The organism is Achromobacter sp. UBA5777 (assembly GCF_002418565.1).
In the GTDB taxonomy this organism is placed as follows: Bacteria; Pseudomonadota; Gammaproteobacteria; order Burkholderiales; family Burkholderiaceae_B; genus Achromobacter; species Achromobacter animicus.
In genome coordinates this window covers 1-16,012 of sequence record NZ_DIEJ01000182.1, presented here as the reverse complement: position 1 = coordinate 16,012, position 16,012 = coordinate 1, and the positions used below count along the sequence as shown (strand labels likewise).

The 16,012-nt window shown below is 63.7% G+C and carries 15 protein-coding genes; 14 read left to right on the top strand and 1 reads right to left on the bottom strand.

What is annotated here, in order from left to right:
- Positions 1-89 precede the first annotated feature (89 nt).
- The gene (locus tag B3446_RS14130) at positions 90-1,862 is read right to left on the bottom strand and encodes a M61 family metallopeptidase (RefSeq protein ID WP_291382560.1); all 1,773 of its coding nucleotides are present in this window, start codon (positions 1,860-1,862) and stop codon (positions 90-92) included.
- Between the two features lie 28 nt (positions 1,863-1,890).
- On the opposite strand from B3446_RS14130, the gene B3446_RS14125 reads away from it, so the two are divergent.
- The 14 genes from B3446_RS14125 to priA all read left to right on the top strand — a co-directional run.
- Complete coding sequence (locus tag B3446_RS14125) at positions 1,891-2,667, top strand: enoyl-CoA hydratase (RefSeq protein WP_291382558.1); 777 nt, start codon at positions 1,891-1,893, stop codon at positions 2,665-2,667.
- 258 nt (positions 2,668-2,925) lie between these two features.
- On the top strand, positions 2,926-4,479 hold the full coding sequence (locus tag B3446_RS14120; RefSeq protein WP_291382556.1) for a DUF1254 domain-containing protein: 1,554 nt from the start codon (positions 2,926-2,928) through the stop codon (positions 4,477-4,479).
- A 400-nt stretch (positions 4,480-4,879) separates the two neighbouring features.
- Positions 4,880-5,293: an ATP synthase subunit I gene (locus B3446_RS14115; RefSeq protein ID WP_191576488.1), complete on the top strand. Its 414-nt coding sequence runs from the start codon at positions 4,880-4,882 to the stop codon at positions 5,291-5,293.
- Positions 5,294-5,375: 82 nt separating this feature from the next.
- Complete coding sequence (gene atpB / locus B3446_RS14110; RefSeq protein ID WP_056564907.1) at positions 5,376-6,257, top strand: F0F1 ATP synthase subunit A; 882 nt, start codon at positions 5,376-5,378, stop codon at positions 6,255-6,257.
- Positions 6,258-6,375: 118 nt separating this feature from the next.
- The gene (gene atpE / locus B3446_RS14105) at positions 6,376-6,618 is read left to right on the top strand and encodes a F0F1 ATP synthase subunit C (RefSeq protein WP_003815363.1); all 243 of its coding nucleotides are present in this window, start codon (positions 6,376-6,378) and stop codon (positions 6,616-6,618) included.
- A gap of 144 nt (positions 6,619-6,762) precedes the next feature.
- A complete protein-coding gene (locus B3446_RS14100; RefSeq protein ID WP_008167494.1) occupies positions 6,763-7,233 on the top strand; it encodes a F0F1 ATP synthase subunit B in 471 nt (156 codons plus the stop codon).
- A gap of 12 nt (positions 7,234-7,245) precedes the next feature.
- Positions 7,246-7,785 (top strand): F0F1 ATP synthase subunit delta, encoded by a 540-nt coding sequence (locus B3446_RS14095; protein ID WP_175139473.1) that lies wholly within the window; start codon positions 7,246-7,248, stop codon positions 7,783-7,785.
- Between the two features lie 28 nt (positions 7,786-7,813).
- Positions 7,814-9,355 (top strand): F0F1 ATP synthase subunit alpha, encoded by a 1,542-nt coding sequence (gene atpA / locus B3446_RS14090; protein ID WP_105237121.1) that lies wholly within the window; start codon positions 7,814-7,816, stop codon positions 9,353-9,355.
- Positions 9,356-9,453: 98 nt separating this feature from the next.
- Positions 9,454-10,359: a F0F1 ATP synthase subunit gamma gene (gene atpG, locus B3446_RS14085; RefSeq protein ID WP_191576463.1), complete on the top strand. Its 906-nt coding sequence runs from the start codon at positions 9,454-9,456 to the stop codon at positions 10,357-10,359.
- A gap of 43 nt (positions 10,360-10,402) precedes the next feature.
- On the top strand, positions 10,403-11,803 hold the full coding sequence (atpD, locus tag B3446_RS14080) for a F0F1 ATP synthase subunit beta (protein WP_175125099.1): 1,401 nt from the start codon (positions 10,403-10,405) through the stop codon (positions 11,801-11,803).
- 9 nt (positions 11,804-11,812) lie between these two features.
- Positions 11,813-12,238: a F0F1 ATP synthase subunit epsilon gene (locus B3446_RS14075; RefSeq protein ID WP_056327609.1), complete on the top strand. Its 426-nt coding sequence runs from the start codon at positions 11,813-11,815 to the stop codon at positions 12,236-12,238.
- Between the two features lie 248 nt (positions 12,239-12,486).
- A complete protein-coding gene (locus tag B3446_RS14070) occupies positions 12,487-13,320 on the top strand; it encodes a helix-turn-helix domain-containing protein (RefSeq protein WP_291381924.1) in 834 nt (277 codons plus the stop codon).
- A 125-nt stretch (positions 13,321-13,445) separates the two neighbouring features.
- Positions 13,446-14,519: a uroporphyrinogen decarboxylase gene (hemE, locus tag B3446_RS14065; protein ID WP_291381922.1), complete on the top strand. Its 1,074-nt coding sequence runs from the start codon at positions 13,446-13,448 to the stop codon at positions 14,517-14,519.
- Between the two features lie 336 nt (positions 14,520-14,855).
- Positions 14,856-16,012: replication restart helicase PriA (gene priA / locus B3446_RS14060; protein WP_291381920.1), on the top strand; the 1,157-nt coding region annotated here is incomplete at its 3' end.

Genomic DNA, 16,012 nt, shown 5'->3' with positions numbered 1-16,012 from the left:
CGTGCCGGACGTCTTAAGAACCGCAGCCGCCACCGTGCCGGACGTCTTAAGAACTCAAACTTCGGGAAGCCACAGCACCGACCCAGACGTCAAACCAACACACACTCCGAAGCCTCAGGCCCACTCAACCGCACCCGAAACTCCCTCAGTTCATCCCGCCGAAACACATGCACATTCACCCGATCCCCAGCCCGGTACTGCGCCAGCAACAACTCCAACCCCGCCGGCGCATCCACCCGCAACCCATCGATCGCCACCAACACATCCCCGGCAGACAACCCACCCTTATGCCCAGCCCCGCCTTCAAGAACAGTCGCCAGCGTCAGTGACTCACCTTGCTTGCGCGTCCGCACGTCCAATGACGGAATATTGGCCGACGCCTTCCACTGCAGCTTCACACCCTGCGTCTCGAGCAAGTCAGCCAACGGCACATCCGCTGTCCCGTAAGCATGACGAGCGATGAACCGGCGCGTATCCACACCCGTCGCTTCCTCGATCAGCGCAGGCAATCCATCTTCCGGCAACCCCTGCGGCTTGCCCCGATAGAAATCCCGCCCATAGCGATCCCACAACAACCGCATCACGTCATCCAGCGAATACGCGCCAGAAGATTCGTCCCGGATCAGCAGATCCAACCCCAGCGCCACCAACGCGCCCTTCGTGTAATAGCTCACCAACGCGTTCGGCGAATTCTCGTCCTGCTTGTAATACCGCGTCCAAGCGTCGAAAGAGCTTTCGGCAACCGACTGCTTATGCCGCCCCGGCGTGCGCGCCACGCTCGTGATCGTCTTGCCCAGCAGACGCAGATAATCCGCACGCGTGATCGCGCCCGAGCGCAACAGCAGCAGATCGTCGTAATAGGACGTGAACCCCTCAAACACCCACAGCAACCGCGTCAGATCCGGTTGCGAAAGATCGTAAGGCGCGAACACATCCGGCTTGATCCGCTTCACGTTCCACGTATGGAAATACTCGTGGCTCACCAGCCCCAGGAATCCCCGGTAGCCGTCGCCCTGGCCTTGCTGGCCCAGCACCGGCAGGTCCTTGCGCGCCGTCATCAGTGCCGTGCTTGCGCGATGCTCCAGACCGCCGTAGCCGTCGCCCGTCACCATCGTCATGAACACATAGCGGTCCGCGCTGTCCAGGAACGGCGCCCGCTTCGTGCGCGGTTCGAAAAACGCAATCTGCGTCTCGCAGATCTTCTTCACGTCTTCCGTGATCCGCGCCAGATCCAGATTCGGCGCAACCCCCGTGAACACCAGTTCGTGCTCCGCGCCGTGCGCCACAAAGCGTGACACCTGCGGCGTGCCCATTTCGACAGGGTGATCGATCAGCGCGTCATAGTCCGGCGCCAGATACAGCCCGAACCCGTGCCGCCGCGCCGCGCCCTTGTGACCTGCGGCCTCTGGCAGGCTCGTGTACACCTTCCAGCCGTCGATGCCTCGCGGCGGCGCCAGGTCCACCAGGCAGGGTTCATGGTCCTGGCCCTGCACGCGCAGGAACACGCTCGTGCCATTGAAGAACCCGTGCGTCTCGTCCAGATGCGCACCGCGCACCGACAGATCCCACGCATACACCGTGTATTCAATCCGCAGCGGCCCATCGCAAGGTGCAACCTGCCACGTGTGGTTGTCTGTTTTGTCGACATTCACTCGCCGCGTTCCCGAATACGCAGCCAGCGACTCGATCTGCCGCGAGAAATCGCGAATCAGGTAGCTGCCCGGAATCCATGCCGGCAGCGACAGGCGCTGGCCCGCGGGCGAGGGCGATGCGATCGTAAGGGTTATCCGGTAGCGGTGGCCGGCGGGATCGTGCGGCGCAAGGCGGTAAAGTATGGGCGGTACGTCATCAATTTTTTTCATGGCTCATATCTTATTACCGGAGACATTCATGAGCGAGTCGTTTGTACTGGTCGAAACCCGGGGCCGAGTCGGCCTGCTGACGCTGAATCGTCCCAAGGCGCTCAACGCGCTGAACGATCAGCTCATGGATGAGCTCGGCGCCGCGCTGCTCGCGTTCGAGGCCGATCCCGATATCGGCTGCGTCGTCATCACCGGCAGCGAAAAGGCCTTTGCCGCCGGCGCTGACATCGGCGCCATGAAAGACTGGTCCTACATGGACGTCTACGGCAGCGAATACATCACCCGCAACTGGGAAACCCTCAAGCGCATCCGCAAGCCCGTCATCGCCGCGGTCGGCGGCTATGCGCTCGGCGGCGGCTGCGAACTCGCCATGATGTGCGACATCATCATCGCCGCCGACACCGCCAAGTTCGGCCAGCCCGAAATCAAGCTCGGCGTCATCCCCGGCGCCGGCGGCACGCAACGCCTGCCGCGCGCCGTCGGCAAGGCCAAGGCCATGGACCTCGCGCTGACAGCCCGCATGATGGGCGCCGAAGAAGCCGAACGCGCCGGTCTCGTCTCGCGCGTCGTCGCCGCCGACAAGCTGCTCGAAGAAGCCATCGACGCCGCCACCGTCATCGCCTCCATGTCACTGCCGTCGGTCATGATGGCCAAGGAATGCGTCAACCGCGCGTTCGAGGGTTCGCTCAACGAAGGCCTGCTGTTCGAACGCCGCGTTTTCCATTCGCTCTTTGCCACCGAAGACCAGAAGGAAGGCATGGCCGCGTTCACCGAAAAGCGCAAACCCGACTTCAAACACCGTTAATCCTTGTTACGTCCGGGCCTGCATCCCCAGCAGGCCCTTCATTGGCCCGCGCGCCCTATGACGGCGCGCTTTTTCATGGCCATCTAAGGGCAATCCCCAGGTTTCGCCTTGAAACTTCTGGCTAGCACCTTGTTGCAGACTTCGGCCCTATCCTGATTGAGCGTCATCCCGAGGTGCCGCGCCAGAGCGGCTTGCCCTCCACACTGGCAAGTCCCGCGCGGCGGCTCGATTGCAAACAAAATCAAGAAGGAGCCTTGCATGCGTATACCTACCGCTACCCGCCGGCTGTCCACGGCTGCGCTCGCCGGCGCGCTCAGCGTCTGCTTTCTCAACGTCGCCCAGGCTCAATCGCCGCAGTCCACGCTACGGCTGGTCTCCGAGACGCCTTACCCGGCCGGCCAGGCCGCCGCACCGCAGATGAGCGAGGCGGAGTTGCGCGACACCGCCATCGACGCCTACGTCTACGCGTATCCCATGGTGCTGATGGAACTGGCCCGCCGCCAGGCCACCGCCGTGCAGAGCCCGCTGGACGGCAAGGCGCCGATGAACCAGTTCGGCCACAAGGCCGCGTTCCCCGACCCGCGCGCGACCGACGCGCCGTGGCCCAGCGCCGACGCGCTGTATTCCAGCCTGTGGTTCGACGTCTCGCGCGCCCCGCTCATCATCAGCCTGCCTGACACCGGCGGCCGCTACACCGTGCTGTCCGCGCTGGACATGTGGAGCGACGTCTTCGCCTCGCGCGGCACGCGCACCAACGGCCATGGCGCCCAATCCTTCGCCATCGTCGGACCGCACTGGAAGGGCACGGTGCCGGCGGGCGTCGACGTGATCCGCGCCCCGACCTCGACCGGCTGGCTGATCGGCTGGACGCAGGCTGGCGGTCCGCAGGACTACGCCGCGGTCAATCAGATCCAGGCCGGCATGACGGCGCGCCCGCTGCTGGTGCCCGTGACCCCGGCCACCACGCCGCGCGGCCGCAATGCCGGCAACGCCTTCCCGCAGACCGGCTCCAGTGTCGGCACCGCACCGATCGGCAGCACGCTGCCCATGCCGGCCCTGGCGACGACGGTGCCTGATGGCACCCCCGCCGAGCAGGTCGCGGGCATGGATGCCGCCTCGTTCTTTGCCGTGTTCTTCGACGCGCTGCGCAACAACCCGCCGCATGCCAACGACACGCCCATGCTTGACCGCATGCGCCGCATCGGCCTGGATGACCGTCAACCCTTCTCGTATGGCCGTCTGAGCCCGGCCGTGCAGCAGGCCCTGACGGATGCGCAACCGCTGGCGGGCCGCCGTATCGCCGACAACGTCTCGCGCCTGGCCACGCCGATCAACGGCTGGAACACCGTGCTGACGGGCATCGGCACCTACGGCACCGACTACACGCGCCGCGCCGCCATCGCCTACGCCGGCCTGGGCGCGCCGACGCCGGAAGACGTGCTGTATCCGGTCACCGTGTCTGATTCGAAGGGCCGTCCGCTGGACTCGAACGAAGATTACGTGCTGCACTTCGACAAGGGCCAACTGCCCCCGGCGCAGCTCTGGTCGCTGCATGTCTACAACAGCAAGTACGGCTTCGCCGAAAATCCGGCCAACCGCTACGTGATCCGCAGCACCGACGGCCTGAAGTACAACGCCGACGGCTCGCTCGACATCTACGTCCAGCGCCGTGATCCGGGCGAGTCCAAGCGCGCCAACTGGGTCAGCACGCCGGCCGCCGATGGTCCGTTCGTGCTCAGCATGCGTCTCTATGCGCCGCAGAACAGCGCTCTGGATGGGCAGTGGGCGCCGCCGCCGGTCAAGGAAGACTAAGATCCGGCAAGCGCGCTCTGCCAAGCGCGCATCGGCAAAGCCCATCGGGCGCGCGGTTCCAGTAATGGGCCGCGCGCCTTTTCATATGAGGCGCGAGCTGGGAACTTGCCTTCGCCGGCTGCTCGCTCGTCCCCAATTTTCCGGCGGCAAGCCGGCGTTGTTGCCGCCTTACAAACGGCCGAAAGTTCATTTGCTAGGGTGCAAAAAACCACGCTATACTCTGCGGGTTTGACGCTTGCGGGATAAGAAACATGCGCCTAAAAAAGCGCGTCGATTCCCTCAGGGCCAAGTTAAGCGGGGAAGTTTGATGCAGCAGAACTCCATGCAGCAGGGGCAACAAGTGCAGGGGCTGAAACCCGGTCTGAAGCCCAGTCTGGATCAGGATTCGATCGATCCGGACGTGGTGGAAGTTCTGGTACTCAGTGACGCGGATCGCGCGGCGCTGAATGCGCAAGCTGGCCGTGGGCTCTTGTTGGCATTGGCGGCGCAAGGCGCCATGGGGCTCGCAGCAGCAGTAATAGCGGGGGTTGTCGGAGGGGCGGCGGCAGGTTGGTCGGCGCTGGCGGGGGCAGGAGCGTATTTCATACCCAATGCGTTGTTCGCATTGCGCCTGGCTGTCAGCGTTCGGGCCGGTAAGGCCAGTCCCTTTACCTTTCTCTCTGGTGAGTTGATCAAGCTGTTCGCAACGGCATTGCTGTTGTGGCTGCTTTCGCGTGTGACGCAGGACTGGCTTGTGTGGCCTGCCGCGTTGCTCGGTCTGATACTCACATTGAAAGGCTATCTCCTGCTTCTGATGTTCCGCAGGCTGTCTTAGCGCCGAGTAAGTTGCGGCAAACGAAATCGTGGAATCGTCCGGTTCGCAAGGGCCGGGCATACAGCAAATAGGATAGGTTCAAATGGCTGCTGCCAGCGACGTGTCGCCTCAATCCGCGTATATTCAGCATCACTTGGTGCATCTGAACAATACGGGTGAGAAACAGAGCGCTATTGCTCAGTTCGACATCATCAATTACGACTCGTTGTTCTGGTCCGGCCTGATGGGCCTGATCGTCATTTTCTTCCTGTGGCGCGCTGCGCGCCGCGCCACCAGCGGCGTTCCTTCCCGCTTCCAGGCTTTCGTGGAAATGATCGTCGACATGGTCGACGATCAGGCCAAGGGCATTGTCCACAACGCCAAGAGCCGTCTTTTCATCGCCCCGCTGGCCCTGACCGTGTTCCTCTGGATCATCCTGATGAACGCGCTGGACCTGCTGCCCGTCGACCTGCTGCCCTCCATCTGGCGCCTGACCGGCCTGGGTGCTGAGCACGGCGATCCCCTCTACTACCACCGCATTCTGCCGACCGCCGACCTGAACGTGCCGATGGGCATGTCGCTGGGCGTGCTGCTCCTGATGTTCTACTACGGCATCAAGATCAAGCAGCCGGGCGGTTTCGTCAAAGAACTGTTCACCGCGCCGTTCCATGCGCATGGCCTGGGCGCCATCGTGCTGGCTCCCTTCAACCTGCTGCTGAACCTGATCGAATACGCCGCCAAGTCCGTGTCGCTGGGCATGCGGTTGTTCGGCAACATGTTCGCCGGCGAACTGATCTTCATGCTGATCGCCCTCCTGGGCGGCGCCTGGACCGGCTTCAACGGCGCCAGCATCGGCTTGGGCATCGGCCACATCCTGGCCGGCTCGATCTGGGCAATCTTCCACATCCTGATCGTTCTGCTCCAGGCCTTCATCTTCATGATGCTGACGCTGGTGTACCTCGGCCAGGCTCACGAAGGCCACTGATCCCCCGAATTTCCGGTGTCGGCCACCCGGCCGGCATCGGATAGCAAGATTATCTTGCATTGAGCTGTACCTCTTATTTTTCAATTTTTGACTTCAGATTTCTAACCAAGGAGTTGTCATGACCAACGTCGCTTTCGTTGCCCTCGCTTGCGGTCTTATCATCGGTCTGGGCGCTATCGGCGCTTGCATCGGCATCGCACTGATGGGCGGCAAGTATCTGGAAGCTTCGGCTCGTCAGCCTGAACTGATGAACGCTCTGCAAACGAAGATGTTCCTGCTGGCTGGCCTGATCGACGCGGCATTCCTGATCGGCGTGGGTATCGCCATGCTGTTCGCCTTCGCCAACCCGTTCGTCGGCTAAGGCACCGCCCGCCGGCAAATAGGTGGGTCATGACGCTGGCGGCGATGAGAGCAACGGCTCCATCGCCGGTCAGCAAAGTATCGAGTGCTCCGCGACGCCCCTTTCCGGGTGCGGTCGGAGCCGCAAGGTGTTAAAGGAACGACCGTGAATCTGAACGCGACGATCATTTTCCAGATGCTCGTGTTCTTCGTTCTGGGCTGGTTCACGATGAAATTCGTGTGGCCTCCCCTGACGAAGGCGATGGACGAGCGCCGCCAAAAAATCGCCGACGGCCTGGCCGCCGCCGAGAAGGGCAAAGCCGACTTGGCTCAAGCCCAGGCGCGCGTCAGTCTGATCGAGGCTTCTGCCAAGTCCGAAAACCACGCACGCATCATCGAGGCCGAGAAGCAAGCCGCCTCCCTGATCGAACAGGCCCGCCGCGAAGCGGAAGCCGAACGTGCCCGCATCGTGGCGCAGGCTGCCCAGGATGCCGCGCAGGAAGTCCAGCGCGCCCGCGAAGCGTTGCGCGACGACGTCGCCGCGCTGGCCGTCAAGGGTGCTGAACAGATCCTCAAGCGCGAGGTTGACGCCCGCGCACACGCCGAGCTGCTGAACCAGCTCCGCGCGCAGCTCTAATCCGGGACCGTCATGGCTGAACTTTCCACTGTTGCCCGGCCCTACGCTGAAGCGCTCTTCAGCGCAGCGCGCGACGACAAGGCCGGTTTGCCGGCGTGGGCCGACCTGGTCAGCGTAATGGCTCAGGTCGCCTCCAACCCCGACGTGCGCGAGGCCATGGCCGACCCGCGTCTGGGCGACAAGCAGCGCGTCGAACTGTTTACCGGCCTGATCAAGGCCGATTTTCCGCAGGCCGCCCGTAATTTCATCGAGCTGCTGGTCGAAAACGACCGGTTGCTGCTGCTGCCCGAGATCGCCTCGCAATTCGTCGCGCTGCGGAATCGTCACGAAGGCACGGCGCAGGCGGAAATCACCAGCGCGTTCGAGCTCAGCGATGCCCAGGTCAAGGATCTGGTCGGCGCGCTCGAACAAAAATTCGGCCTCAAGCTCAAGCCCAGCGTTACCGTCGACCCGTCGTTGATCGGCGGCGTGCGCGTGGCCGTCGGCGACCAGGTGCTCGATACTTCCGTACAAGCCCAATTGGTCCGCATGCGCGATCAGCTCGCCGCTTAAGGCTACTAACAGGATTCCAGGAGTCAATATGCAACTCAATCCCTCCGAGATCAGCGAACTGCTCAAGAGCCGCATCGAGGGCCTGGGCGCTTCGGCTGATGTCCGTACTCAGGGCACCGTCGTGTCCGTGACCGACGGTATTACCCGCATCCACGGCTTGTCCGACGTGATGCAGGGCGAAATGCTCGAATTCCCCAACAACGTTTTCGGTCTGGCGCTCAACCTCGAGCGTGATTCCGTCGGCGCCGTTATTCTGGGCGACTACACCGGCGTTTCCGAAGGCGACCAGGTCAAGACGACCGGCCGCATTCTGGAAGTTCCGGTCGGTCCGGAACTGAAAGGCCGCGTGGTCAACACGCTGGGCGAGCCCATCGATGGCAAGGGCCCCGTCAACGCCAAAGAAACCGACATCATCGAAAAAGTGGCGCCTGGCGTTATCGCCCGCCGCTCGGTGTCGCAGCCGCTGCAAACCGGCGTCAAGGCTATCGACTCGATGGTTCCCATCGGCCGTGGCCAGCGCGAACTGATCATTGGCGACCGCCAGACCGGCAAGACCGCCGTGGCCGTCGACACGATCATCAGCCAGAAGGGCAAGGGCGTCACCTGCGTGTACGTCGCTATCGGCCAGAAGGCTTCGACGATCAACAACGTGGTCCGCAAGCTCGAAGAGCACGGCGCGATGGAATACACCATCGTCGTGGCCGCCTCGGCTTCCGACTCCGCCGCCATGCAGTACCTGGCCGCCTACGCCGGCTGCACGATGGGCGAATACTTCCGCGATCGTGGCGAAGACGCCCTGATCGTTTATGACGATCTGACCAAGCAAGCCTGGGCCTACCGCCAGGTCTCGCTGCTGCTGCGCCGTCCGCCGGGCCGCGAAGCCTACCCGGGCGACGTGTTCTACCTGCACTCGCGCCTGCTGGAACGTGCTGCTCGCGTCAACGAAGAGTACGTCGAGAAGTTCACCGAAGGCGCCGTCAAGGGCAAGACCGGCTCGCTGACCGCGCTGCCGATCATCGAAACCCAGGCAGGCGACGTGTCGGCCTTCGTTCCGACCAACGTGATCTCGATCACCGACGGCCAGATCTTCCTGGAAACCGACCTGTTCAACGCCGGTGTCCGCCCCGCAATCAACGCCGGTATCTCGGTGTCGCGCGTCGGTGGTGCTGCCCAGACCAAGGTCGTCAAGAAGCTGTCCGGCGGTATCCGTACCGACTTGGCGCAGTATCGTGAACTGGCCGCCTTCGCGCAGTTCGCCTCCGACCTGGACGACGCCACCCGTCGCCAGCTCGAGCGCGGCAAGCGCGTCGTTGAACTGCTCAAGCAGCCGCAATACCAGCCGCTGCAAGTGTGGGAACTGGCCGTCACGCTGTACACGGTCAACAACGGCTACCTGGATGACGTGGACGTGGCCCAAGTGCTGTCGTTCGAGAAGTCGCTGAAGGATCAGCTCAAGAGCAAGCACGCTGCTCTGATCCAGCGCATCGAAGACACCAAGGAACTGTCCAAGGACGACGAGGCCGAACTGGCCGCCGCCGTTCAGGAATTCAAGAAGCACGGTGCTTTTTAAGAAAGTGATGGGTTAGGCGTCCCAGGCGCCTCACCCATCCTTCCCGGATGGTTGAGGCGCGAGCGGAACCCATCGGCCAGTCTTCACAGGAAAGCGCAATGCCCGGAATTAAGGAAATCCGAACCAAGATCAAGAGCGTGCAAAACACGCGCAAGATCACCAAGGCGATGGAAATGGTCGCCGCATCCAAGATGCGCAAGGCGCAGGAGCGGATGCGTGCAGGCCGTCCGTATGCCACCAAGGTGCGCGAGATTGCTGCGCACCTGATGCAGGCCAATCCCGAGTACAGCCACCCGTACCTGGTCGAACGCGAAATCAAGGCGGTCGGCGTGGTCATGGTGACGACCGACAAGGGTTTGTGCGGCGGCTTGAACACCAACATCACGCGTGTGACGTTGGGCAAGCTGAAAGAGTTCGAGAAAGCCGGCATCGCCGTGCAGGCGACCGCTTTCGGCAACAAGGGCGTGGGTGTGCTGACCCGTATCGGCGCCAAACTGGTTTCCCAGGAAGTGCAACTGGGCGACAAGCCGCAACTCGACCGCCTGCTGGGCGCGATCAAGGTGCAGCTGGACGCCTACCTGGAAGGCCGTATCGACGCGCTGTACGTGGCCTCGACCCGTTTCGTCAACACGATGAAGCAAGAGCCGCTGTTCCTGCGTCTGCTGCCGTTGGCCAGCGGTTTGGAAGATCCGTACCAGACGGGCGCCGATAGCCTGACCAAGACTTCGGAAGTGAAGTCGGACTACAGTTGGGATTACATCTACGAACCCGACGCCCGTAGCGTGATCGACGACCTGCTGCAGCGTTACGTTGAAGGCCTGCTGTACCAAGCCGTGGCCGAGAACATGGCTTCGGAGCAGTCGGCCCGGATGGTCGCCATGAAGGCGGCGTCGGACAACGCCAAGAAGGTCATCGGCGATCTGCAACTGGTCTACAACAAGACCCGTCAGGCCGCGATCACCAAAGAAATTTCGGAAATCGTAGGGGGCGCTGCCGCCGTTTGAGGCAGGCAGCATCCCGTCAAAAGCTATCAAGCAAGGAATCGACATGAGCAACGGAACCATCGTTCAGTGCATCGGCGCCGTGGTGGATATTCAGTTCCCCCGCGATCAAATGCCCAAGATCTATGAAGCGCTTACTCTGGCCGACGAGGGTTCCTCGTTCGCCGAAAAGGGTCTGACGCTGGAAGTGCAGCAACAGCTGGGCGACGGCGTGGTGCGTACCATTGCGCTGGGCTCCAGCGACGGTCTGCGCCGCGGCATGAAGGTCACCGGCACGGGCGCCCCGATCTCGGTGCCCGTCGGCACCGGCACGCTGGGCCGAATCATGGACGTGCTGGGTCGTCCCATCGACGAAGCCGGCCCGATCCAGCACGAAGAAAAGCGTGGTATCCACCAAGCCGCTCCCCGTTTCGACGAACTGTCGCCGTCGGTGGAACTGCTGGAAACCGGCATCAAGGTTATTGACTTGGTGTGCCCGTTCGCCAAGGGCGGCAAGGTCGGCCTGTTCGGCGGCGCCGGCGTGGGCAAGACCGTGAACATGATGGAACTCATCAACAACATCGCCAAGCAGCACAGCGGTTTGTCGGTGTTTGCCGGCGTGGGTGAGCGTACCCGTGAAGGCAACGACTTCTACCACGAAATGGAAGAGTCGAACGTTCTGGACAAGGTCGCCATGGTGTTCGGTCAGATGAACGAACCCCCCGGCAACCGTCTGCGCGTGGCGCTGACCGGCCTGACGATGGCCGAGAAGTTCCGTGACGAAGGCCGCGACATCCTGTTCTTCGTGGACAACATCTACCGCTACACCCTGGCCGGTACCGAAGTGTCCGCACTGCTGGGCCGTATGCCGTCCGCCGTGGGTTATCAGCCCACGCTGGCCGAAGAAATGGGCAAGCTGCAAGAGCGCATCACATCGACCAAGACTGGCTCGATCACCTCGATCCAGGCCGTGTACGTCCCTGCGGACGACTTGACCGACCCGTCGCCTGCCACGACCTTCCAGCATTTGGACTCCACCGTCGTGCTGTCGCGTGACATCGCCGCCCTGGGTATCTACCCGGCTGTCGATCCGCTCGACTCCTCCAGCCGCCAGCTCGACCCGCAAGTCGTCGGCGAAGAGCACTACTCGGTTGCCCGTGGCGTGCAGCAGACGCTGCAGCGCTACAAGGAACTGCGCGACATCATCGCGATTCTGGGCATGGACGAACTGTCGCCGGAAGACAAGCAGGCCGTGGCCCGCGCGCGTAAGATCCAGCGCTTCCTGTCGCAGCCGTTCCACGTCGCTGAAGTGTTCACCGGTTCGCCCGGCAAGTACGTTCCGCTGGCCGAAACCATCCGTGGTTTCAAGATGATCGTCAACGGCGAGTGCGATTCCCTGCCGGAACAGGCGTTCTACATGGTCGGTTCGATCGACGAGGCCTTCGAGAAGGCCAAGAAACTGCAATAAGGAACCGATATGGCTACCCTGCATGTGGATGTGGTCAGCGCAGAGGAAGCGATCTTCACCGGCGAGGCGAAGTTCGTGGTTCTGCCTGGCGAGTCGGGTGAACTGGGCATTCTGCCCGGCCACACCCCGCTGATCTCGCGCATACGCCCCGGAACGGTCAAGATCGTTCGTGCCGACCAAGGCGAGGAAAACATCTTCGTCGCCGGGGGTATCCTGGAAGTTCAGCCGGGCAGCGTGACGGTCCTGGCCGACACGGCTATCCGTGCCGCCGACCTCGACGAAGCCCGCGCCCTGGAAGCGCGCCAGAAGGCCGAACTGGCCCTGGCCAACGCCAAGGACAAGGCTGACATCGCTGTCGTCGAAGCCGAGCTCGCCATGCTGGCTGCGCAAGCCATCGCGGCGCGCAAGCTGCGCCAAGGCGGCCGCTCGCACTAAGCGGCAATGCGGTTTCCGGGCTTGTCCCGGCGTACAAAAAAGCGGCCCTCGGGCCGCTTTTTTCATTCCTGCTTGTTGCGGGGTGTCTGACACGTGAATGCGTCCGATATTTCACCGAGCCCGCGCCAACCTGTGCCGCTCCTCGGCGCTTCGCCCGGTAGCGGCCTGCCGCAATGCGTTCACTACGAATAGTCGGCACGAGGTCTGCAACAGTAGCCTTCAGTTTTTGCGATGCAAATGAGGAAGGCATGCGAGACGTGCTGGATTGCGGGGCGCTGCTGGCGCCCGGTCATGAATCGACGATGGGAGCCTGGATCGCCGGCCATCAGGCCAAGGTGACGCGTGTGCGGCTGCATCCGGTGTCCCTGGCTCCGTCGGCGCTTGCCGAGGCGCCGCCGGACTCCCTTGCACAGCAGGCGTTGTCGCTGCGGCGCTATGACGCTTGCATCCTGCCCGTGGCGCCATCCTCGCTCGCGTGGGCCCGCATGGCCTTGCAGCAGGCGCGCGGCGCGCTCACGACGCCCGTTCTGCTGCTTATCCACGACGTCAAGGCGCCCGCCATCCTGGATCTGCTCAGCCTTGGCGCGGCGGACTTCATCTCGCAGCCGGTGTGCGTCGAGAGCCTGCGGGTACGGCTGGTTCGCCTGGCTCGCCGCGGCGTCGTGCGGCGCGCCGGCGTGGCGGGTAGCGTCCATGAGCATCCCGCCAACTATCTGGGCGGGCATGCAGAGGCGCAGGGCGCCGGGCATACGGCATATCCGCCCCACGCATCACGCGCGGGATCCGCGCGCCCCAAGGTGCCGGCCGACATCGTCGAGCACGCCTTGAGCAGCTTGCGGCACCAGTACCGGCGCGGCGTGCCAGAAACATTCCGGGCGGCAAAGGCGCAGGTGGTGAACGGCTTCGAGCGCGAATATATCCGCCACGCGCTATCGCGCCACGGCGGCAACGTCGCGCAGGCCGCACGTGCTTGCGCCAAGCACCGCCGCGCGTTCTGGGCGCTGATGCGCAAGCACGGCATCGAAGCGGCGCCCTACCGCCAGGCGGCGCTGGCCGCAGCGCAGATGGACGACAGGGGTTGAGGCAAACCAGGCGGCACGCCTGCCGCCGCCGCCCATTGCGCCCGCTCAAGCCCGCCGATGCGGGCGCGGCGCGCCTTGTCAGCCAGGGGAAGTAAACTCACGGCTTCCGATCGTCGAGGTTAGCCGTGTCTGCTCCCCGTTTGAAGAACGATGTGTTCTTGCGCGCCCTGATGCGCGAACCCGTGCCCTACACCCCCATCTGGCTCATGCGCCAGGCGGGTCGCTATCTGCCCGAGTATCGCGAGACGCGTGCGCGGGCAGGCTCGTTCATGGGATTGGCGCAGAATCCGGACTATGCCTCGGAAGTCACGCTCCAGCCCCTGGAGCGCTACGACCTGGACGCGGCCATCCTGTTTTCGGACATCCTGACCGTGCCCCACGCGATGGGCCTCGGGCTGGACTTCGCTGAAGGCGAAGGCCCGCGCTTTGCGCATCCCATCCGCACCGAAGAAGACGTCGCGCGCCTGGCTGTGCCCGACATGGACAAGCTGCGGTACGTGTTCGACGCGGTCAGCACGATCCGGCGGGATCTTGACGGCAAGGTGCCGCTGATCGGCTTTGCCGGCAGCCCGTGGACCATCGCCTGTTACATGGTCGAAGGCAAGGGCAGCGACGATTACCGCCTCATCAAGACCCTGCTGTATTCGCGTCCCGACCTGCTGCACCGCATCCTCGAGATCAACGCCGAAGCCACGCTGCAATACCTGAACGGCCAGATCGCCGCCGGCGCCCAGGCCGTCATGCTGTTTGACAGCTGGGGCGGGGTGCTGGCCGATGGCCTGTTCCAGCAGTTCTCGCTGGCCTACACGAAGAAGGTCGTCGCCGGCCTTACCCGCGAACACGAAGGCCGGCGCGTGCCGGTCATCGTCTTCACCAAGGGCGGCGGCCAGTGGATTGAAGACATCGCGGCCTGTGGCAGCGACGCAGTGGGCCTGGACTGGACCGTGGATCTGGCGGCGGCCCGGCGCCGCACGGGCGACTCGGTCGCGTTCCAGGGCAACCTGGATCCGATGGCGCTTTTTGGCGGTGGCAACGCCATCCGCGCGGAAGCGCGTCGCGTGCTGGACGCGTTCGGTCCGGTGGGCAAGGGCGGCCATGTGTTCAATCTGGGACATGGCATTTCGCGCTTCACTCCGCCAGAAGCTGTAGCTGAATTGGTCGATGAAGTCCACCAGTACAGCCGCGCCTTCCACGCGTAAGTAAGTGAACGCTTCGGCCCCAAGGGCCGAAGCAGATGGGCCGCCCGGGCGACTTGTGCACATTAATTCCGGGGTCGGGGAAAACCCTCCCCAAGCTGGCTTACAATCTGGAAACCGGCTTCAAGTGCCTGTTTTATATCGGAAAATGTCGCTTATCAACAGGGATGCAATAGTTTGTGCATTCTTGCCATATTCCATTTTCTGATGTTGCTCTCGCCTTTTCCCCAAAGTTATCCACAGGCCCCGGTGGATCATTGGCGCGGCGGCGAGCGAAAATCCACCAACGTGGCGCCGTGCGGGACTCATCCTTTCGGCTAGCCCTAATTCATTAGATGAATGTCCCCAGACTCCCTGCCTGACGTGCAAGCGAATCCCGACACCGCAGCGGTGTGCTGGGTGCGCGTCGCGCTGGACGTGCCGTTGCCCGGCCCGTTCGACTACCGCAGCGACGCGCCGATTCCGGCCGGCCTGCGGGTGATCGTTCCGTTTGGCCGGCGCAAGATGATCGGCGTGGTCGTCGACAACCCCGCCGAACCGTCTTTCGAGCCCAAACAGATCCGGCCGATCGAGGCGGTGCTGGACGATCTGCCCCCTTTTGACGAGGCGTGGTTGCGCATGGCGCGCTTTGCGGCGGACTACTATCAACGGCCGTTGGGCGAGGTGATGCTGCCCACGCTGCCGCCGCCGCTGCGCAAGCCCACCTCCTACCAGGGCAAGCGGTCCGGAGAAGGGCCCGTGGCGCGCATGGATGCGCGCAAGCGCAAGACCGTGCGCGCGCCGGCCACGCCCGACCAGCCGCCGGCGCTGAACGACGCCCAGGAGGCAGCGGTGCAGGCCATCGGCGCACTCGGCGGCTTCAAGCCGGTGCTGCTGCACGGCGTGACGGGCAGCGGCAAGACCGAGGTCTACCTGCAGGCCATCATCCACTGCCTGGCCCAAGGCAAGCAGGCGCTGGTGCTGGTGCCGGAAATCGGCCTCACCCCGCAGACCCTGGCACGCTTCCGCGGCCGCCTCGGCATCGCCGTGCATGCACTGCATTCGGGGTTGAACGACAACGAGCGCGCCCGGGTCTGGGCGGCGGCTTCGCGCGGCGAAGCACGGGTGATCGTCGGCACCCGCTCGGCGGTGTTCACGCCGCTGCCGCAGGCCGGCCTGCTGATCGTCGACGAGGAGCATGACGGCAGCTACAAGCAGCAGGATGGCATCCGCTACCACGCACGCGATTTCGCCCTGGTCCGGGGCAAGGCGCTGGGCGTTCCGGTGCTGCTGGGCAGCGCTACGCCTTCACTGGAGACGCTGCACAACGCCTATGCCGGGCGCTACACCCACCTGCGCCTGAAGCAGCGTGCCGGTGATGCGCGGCCACCGCGCGTGCGCATCCTTGATGTGCGCAAGCGACCATTGCATGACGGCCTCTCGGCCGACGTGCTGGCCGGCATTGGCGAGCACCTGCAGCGCGGCCAGCAGGTGCTGGTGTTCAAGAACCGCCGTGG

What these genes read in the sequence shown, in the direction of transcription:
- B3446_RS14130 (WP_291382560.1), bottom strand. Translation starts at nt 1,862, where the DNA reads ATGAAAAAAATTGATGACGTACCGCCCATACTTTACCGCCTTGCGCCG.
- B3446_RS14125 (WP_291382558.1), top strand. Translation starts at nt 1,891, where the DNA reads ATGAGCGAGTCGTTTGTACTGGTCGAAACCCGGGGCCGAGTCGGCCTG.
- B3446_RS14120 (WP_291382556.1), top strand. Translation starts at nt 2,926, where the DNA reads ATGCGTATACCTACCGCTACCCGCCGGCTGTCCACGGCTGCGCTCGCC.
- atpB (WP_056564907.1), top strand. Translation starts at nt 5,376, where the DNA reads ATGGCTGCTGCCAGCGACGTGTCGCCTCAATCCGCGTATATTCAGCAT.
- atpE (WP_003815363.1), top strand. Translation starts at nt 6,376, where the DNA reads ATGACCAACGTCGCTTTCGTTGCCCTCGCTTGCGGTCTTATCATCGGT.
- B3446_RS14095 (WP_175139473.1), top strand. Translation starts at nt 7,246, where the DNA reads ATGGCTGAACTTTCCACTGTTGCCCGGCCCTACGCTGAAGCGCTCTTC.
- atpA (WP_105237121.1), top strand. Translation starts at nt 7,814, where the DNA reads ATGCAACTCAATCCCTCCGAGATCAGCGAACTGCTCAAGAGCCGCATC.
- atpG (WP_191576463.1), top strand. Translation starts at nt 9,454, where the DNA reads ATGCCCGGAATTAAGGAAATCCGAACCAAGATCAAGAGCGTGCAAAAC.
- atpD (WP_175125099.1), top strand. Translation starts at nt 10,403, where the DNA reads ATGAGCAACGGAACCATCGTTCAGTGCATCGGCGCCGTGGTGGATATT.
- B3446_RS14075 (WP_056327609.1), top strand. Translation starts at nt 11,813, where the DNA reads ATGGCTACCCTGCATGTGGATGTGGTCAGCGCAGAGGAAGCGATCTTC.
- B3446_RS14070 (WP_291381924.1), top strand. Translation starts at nt 12,487, where the DNA reads ATGCGAGACGTGCTGGATTGCGGGGCGCTGCTGGCGCCCGGTCATGAA.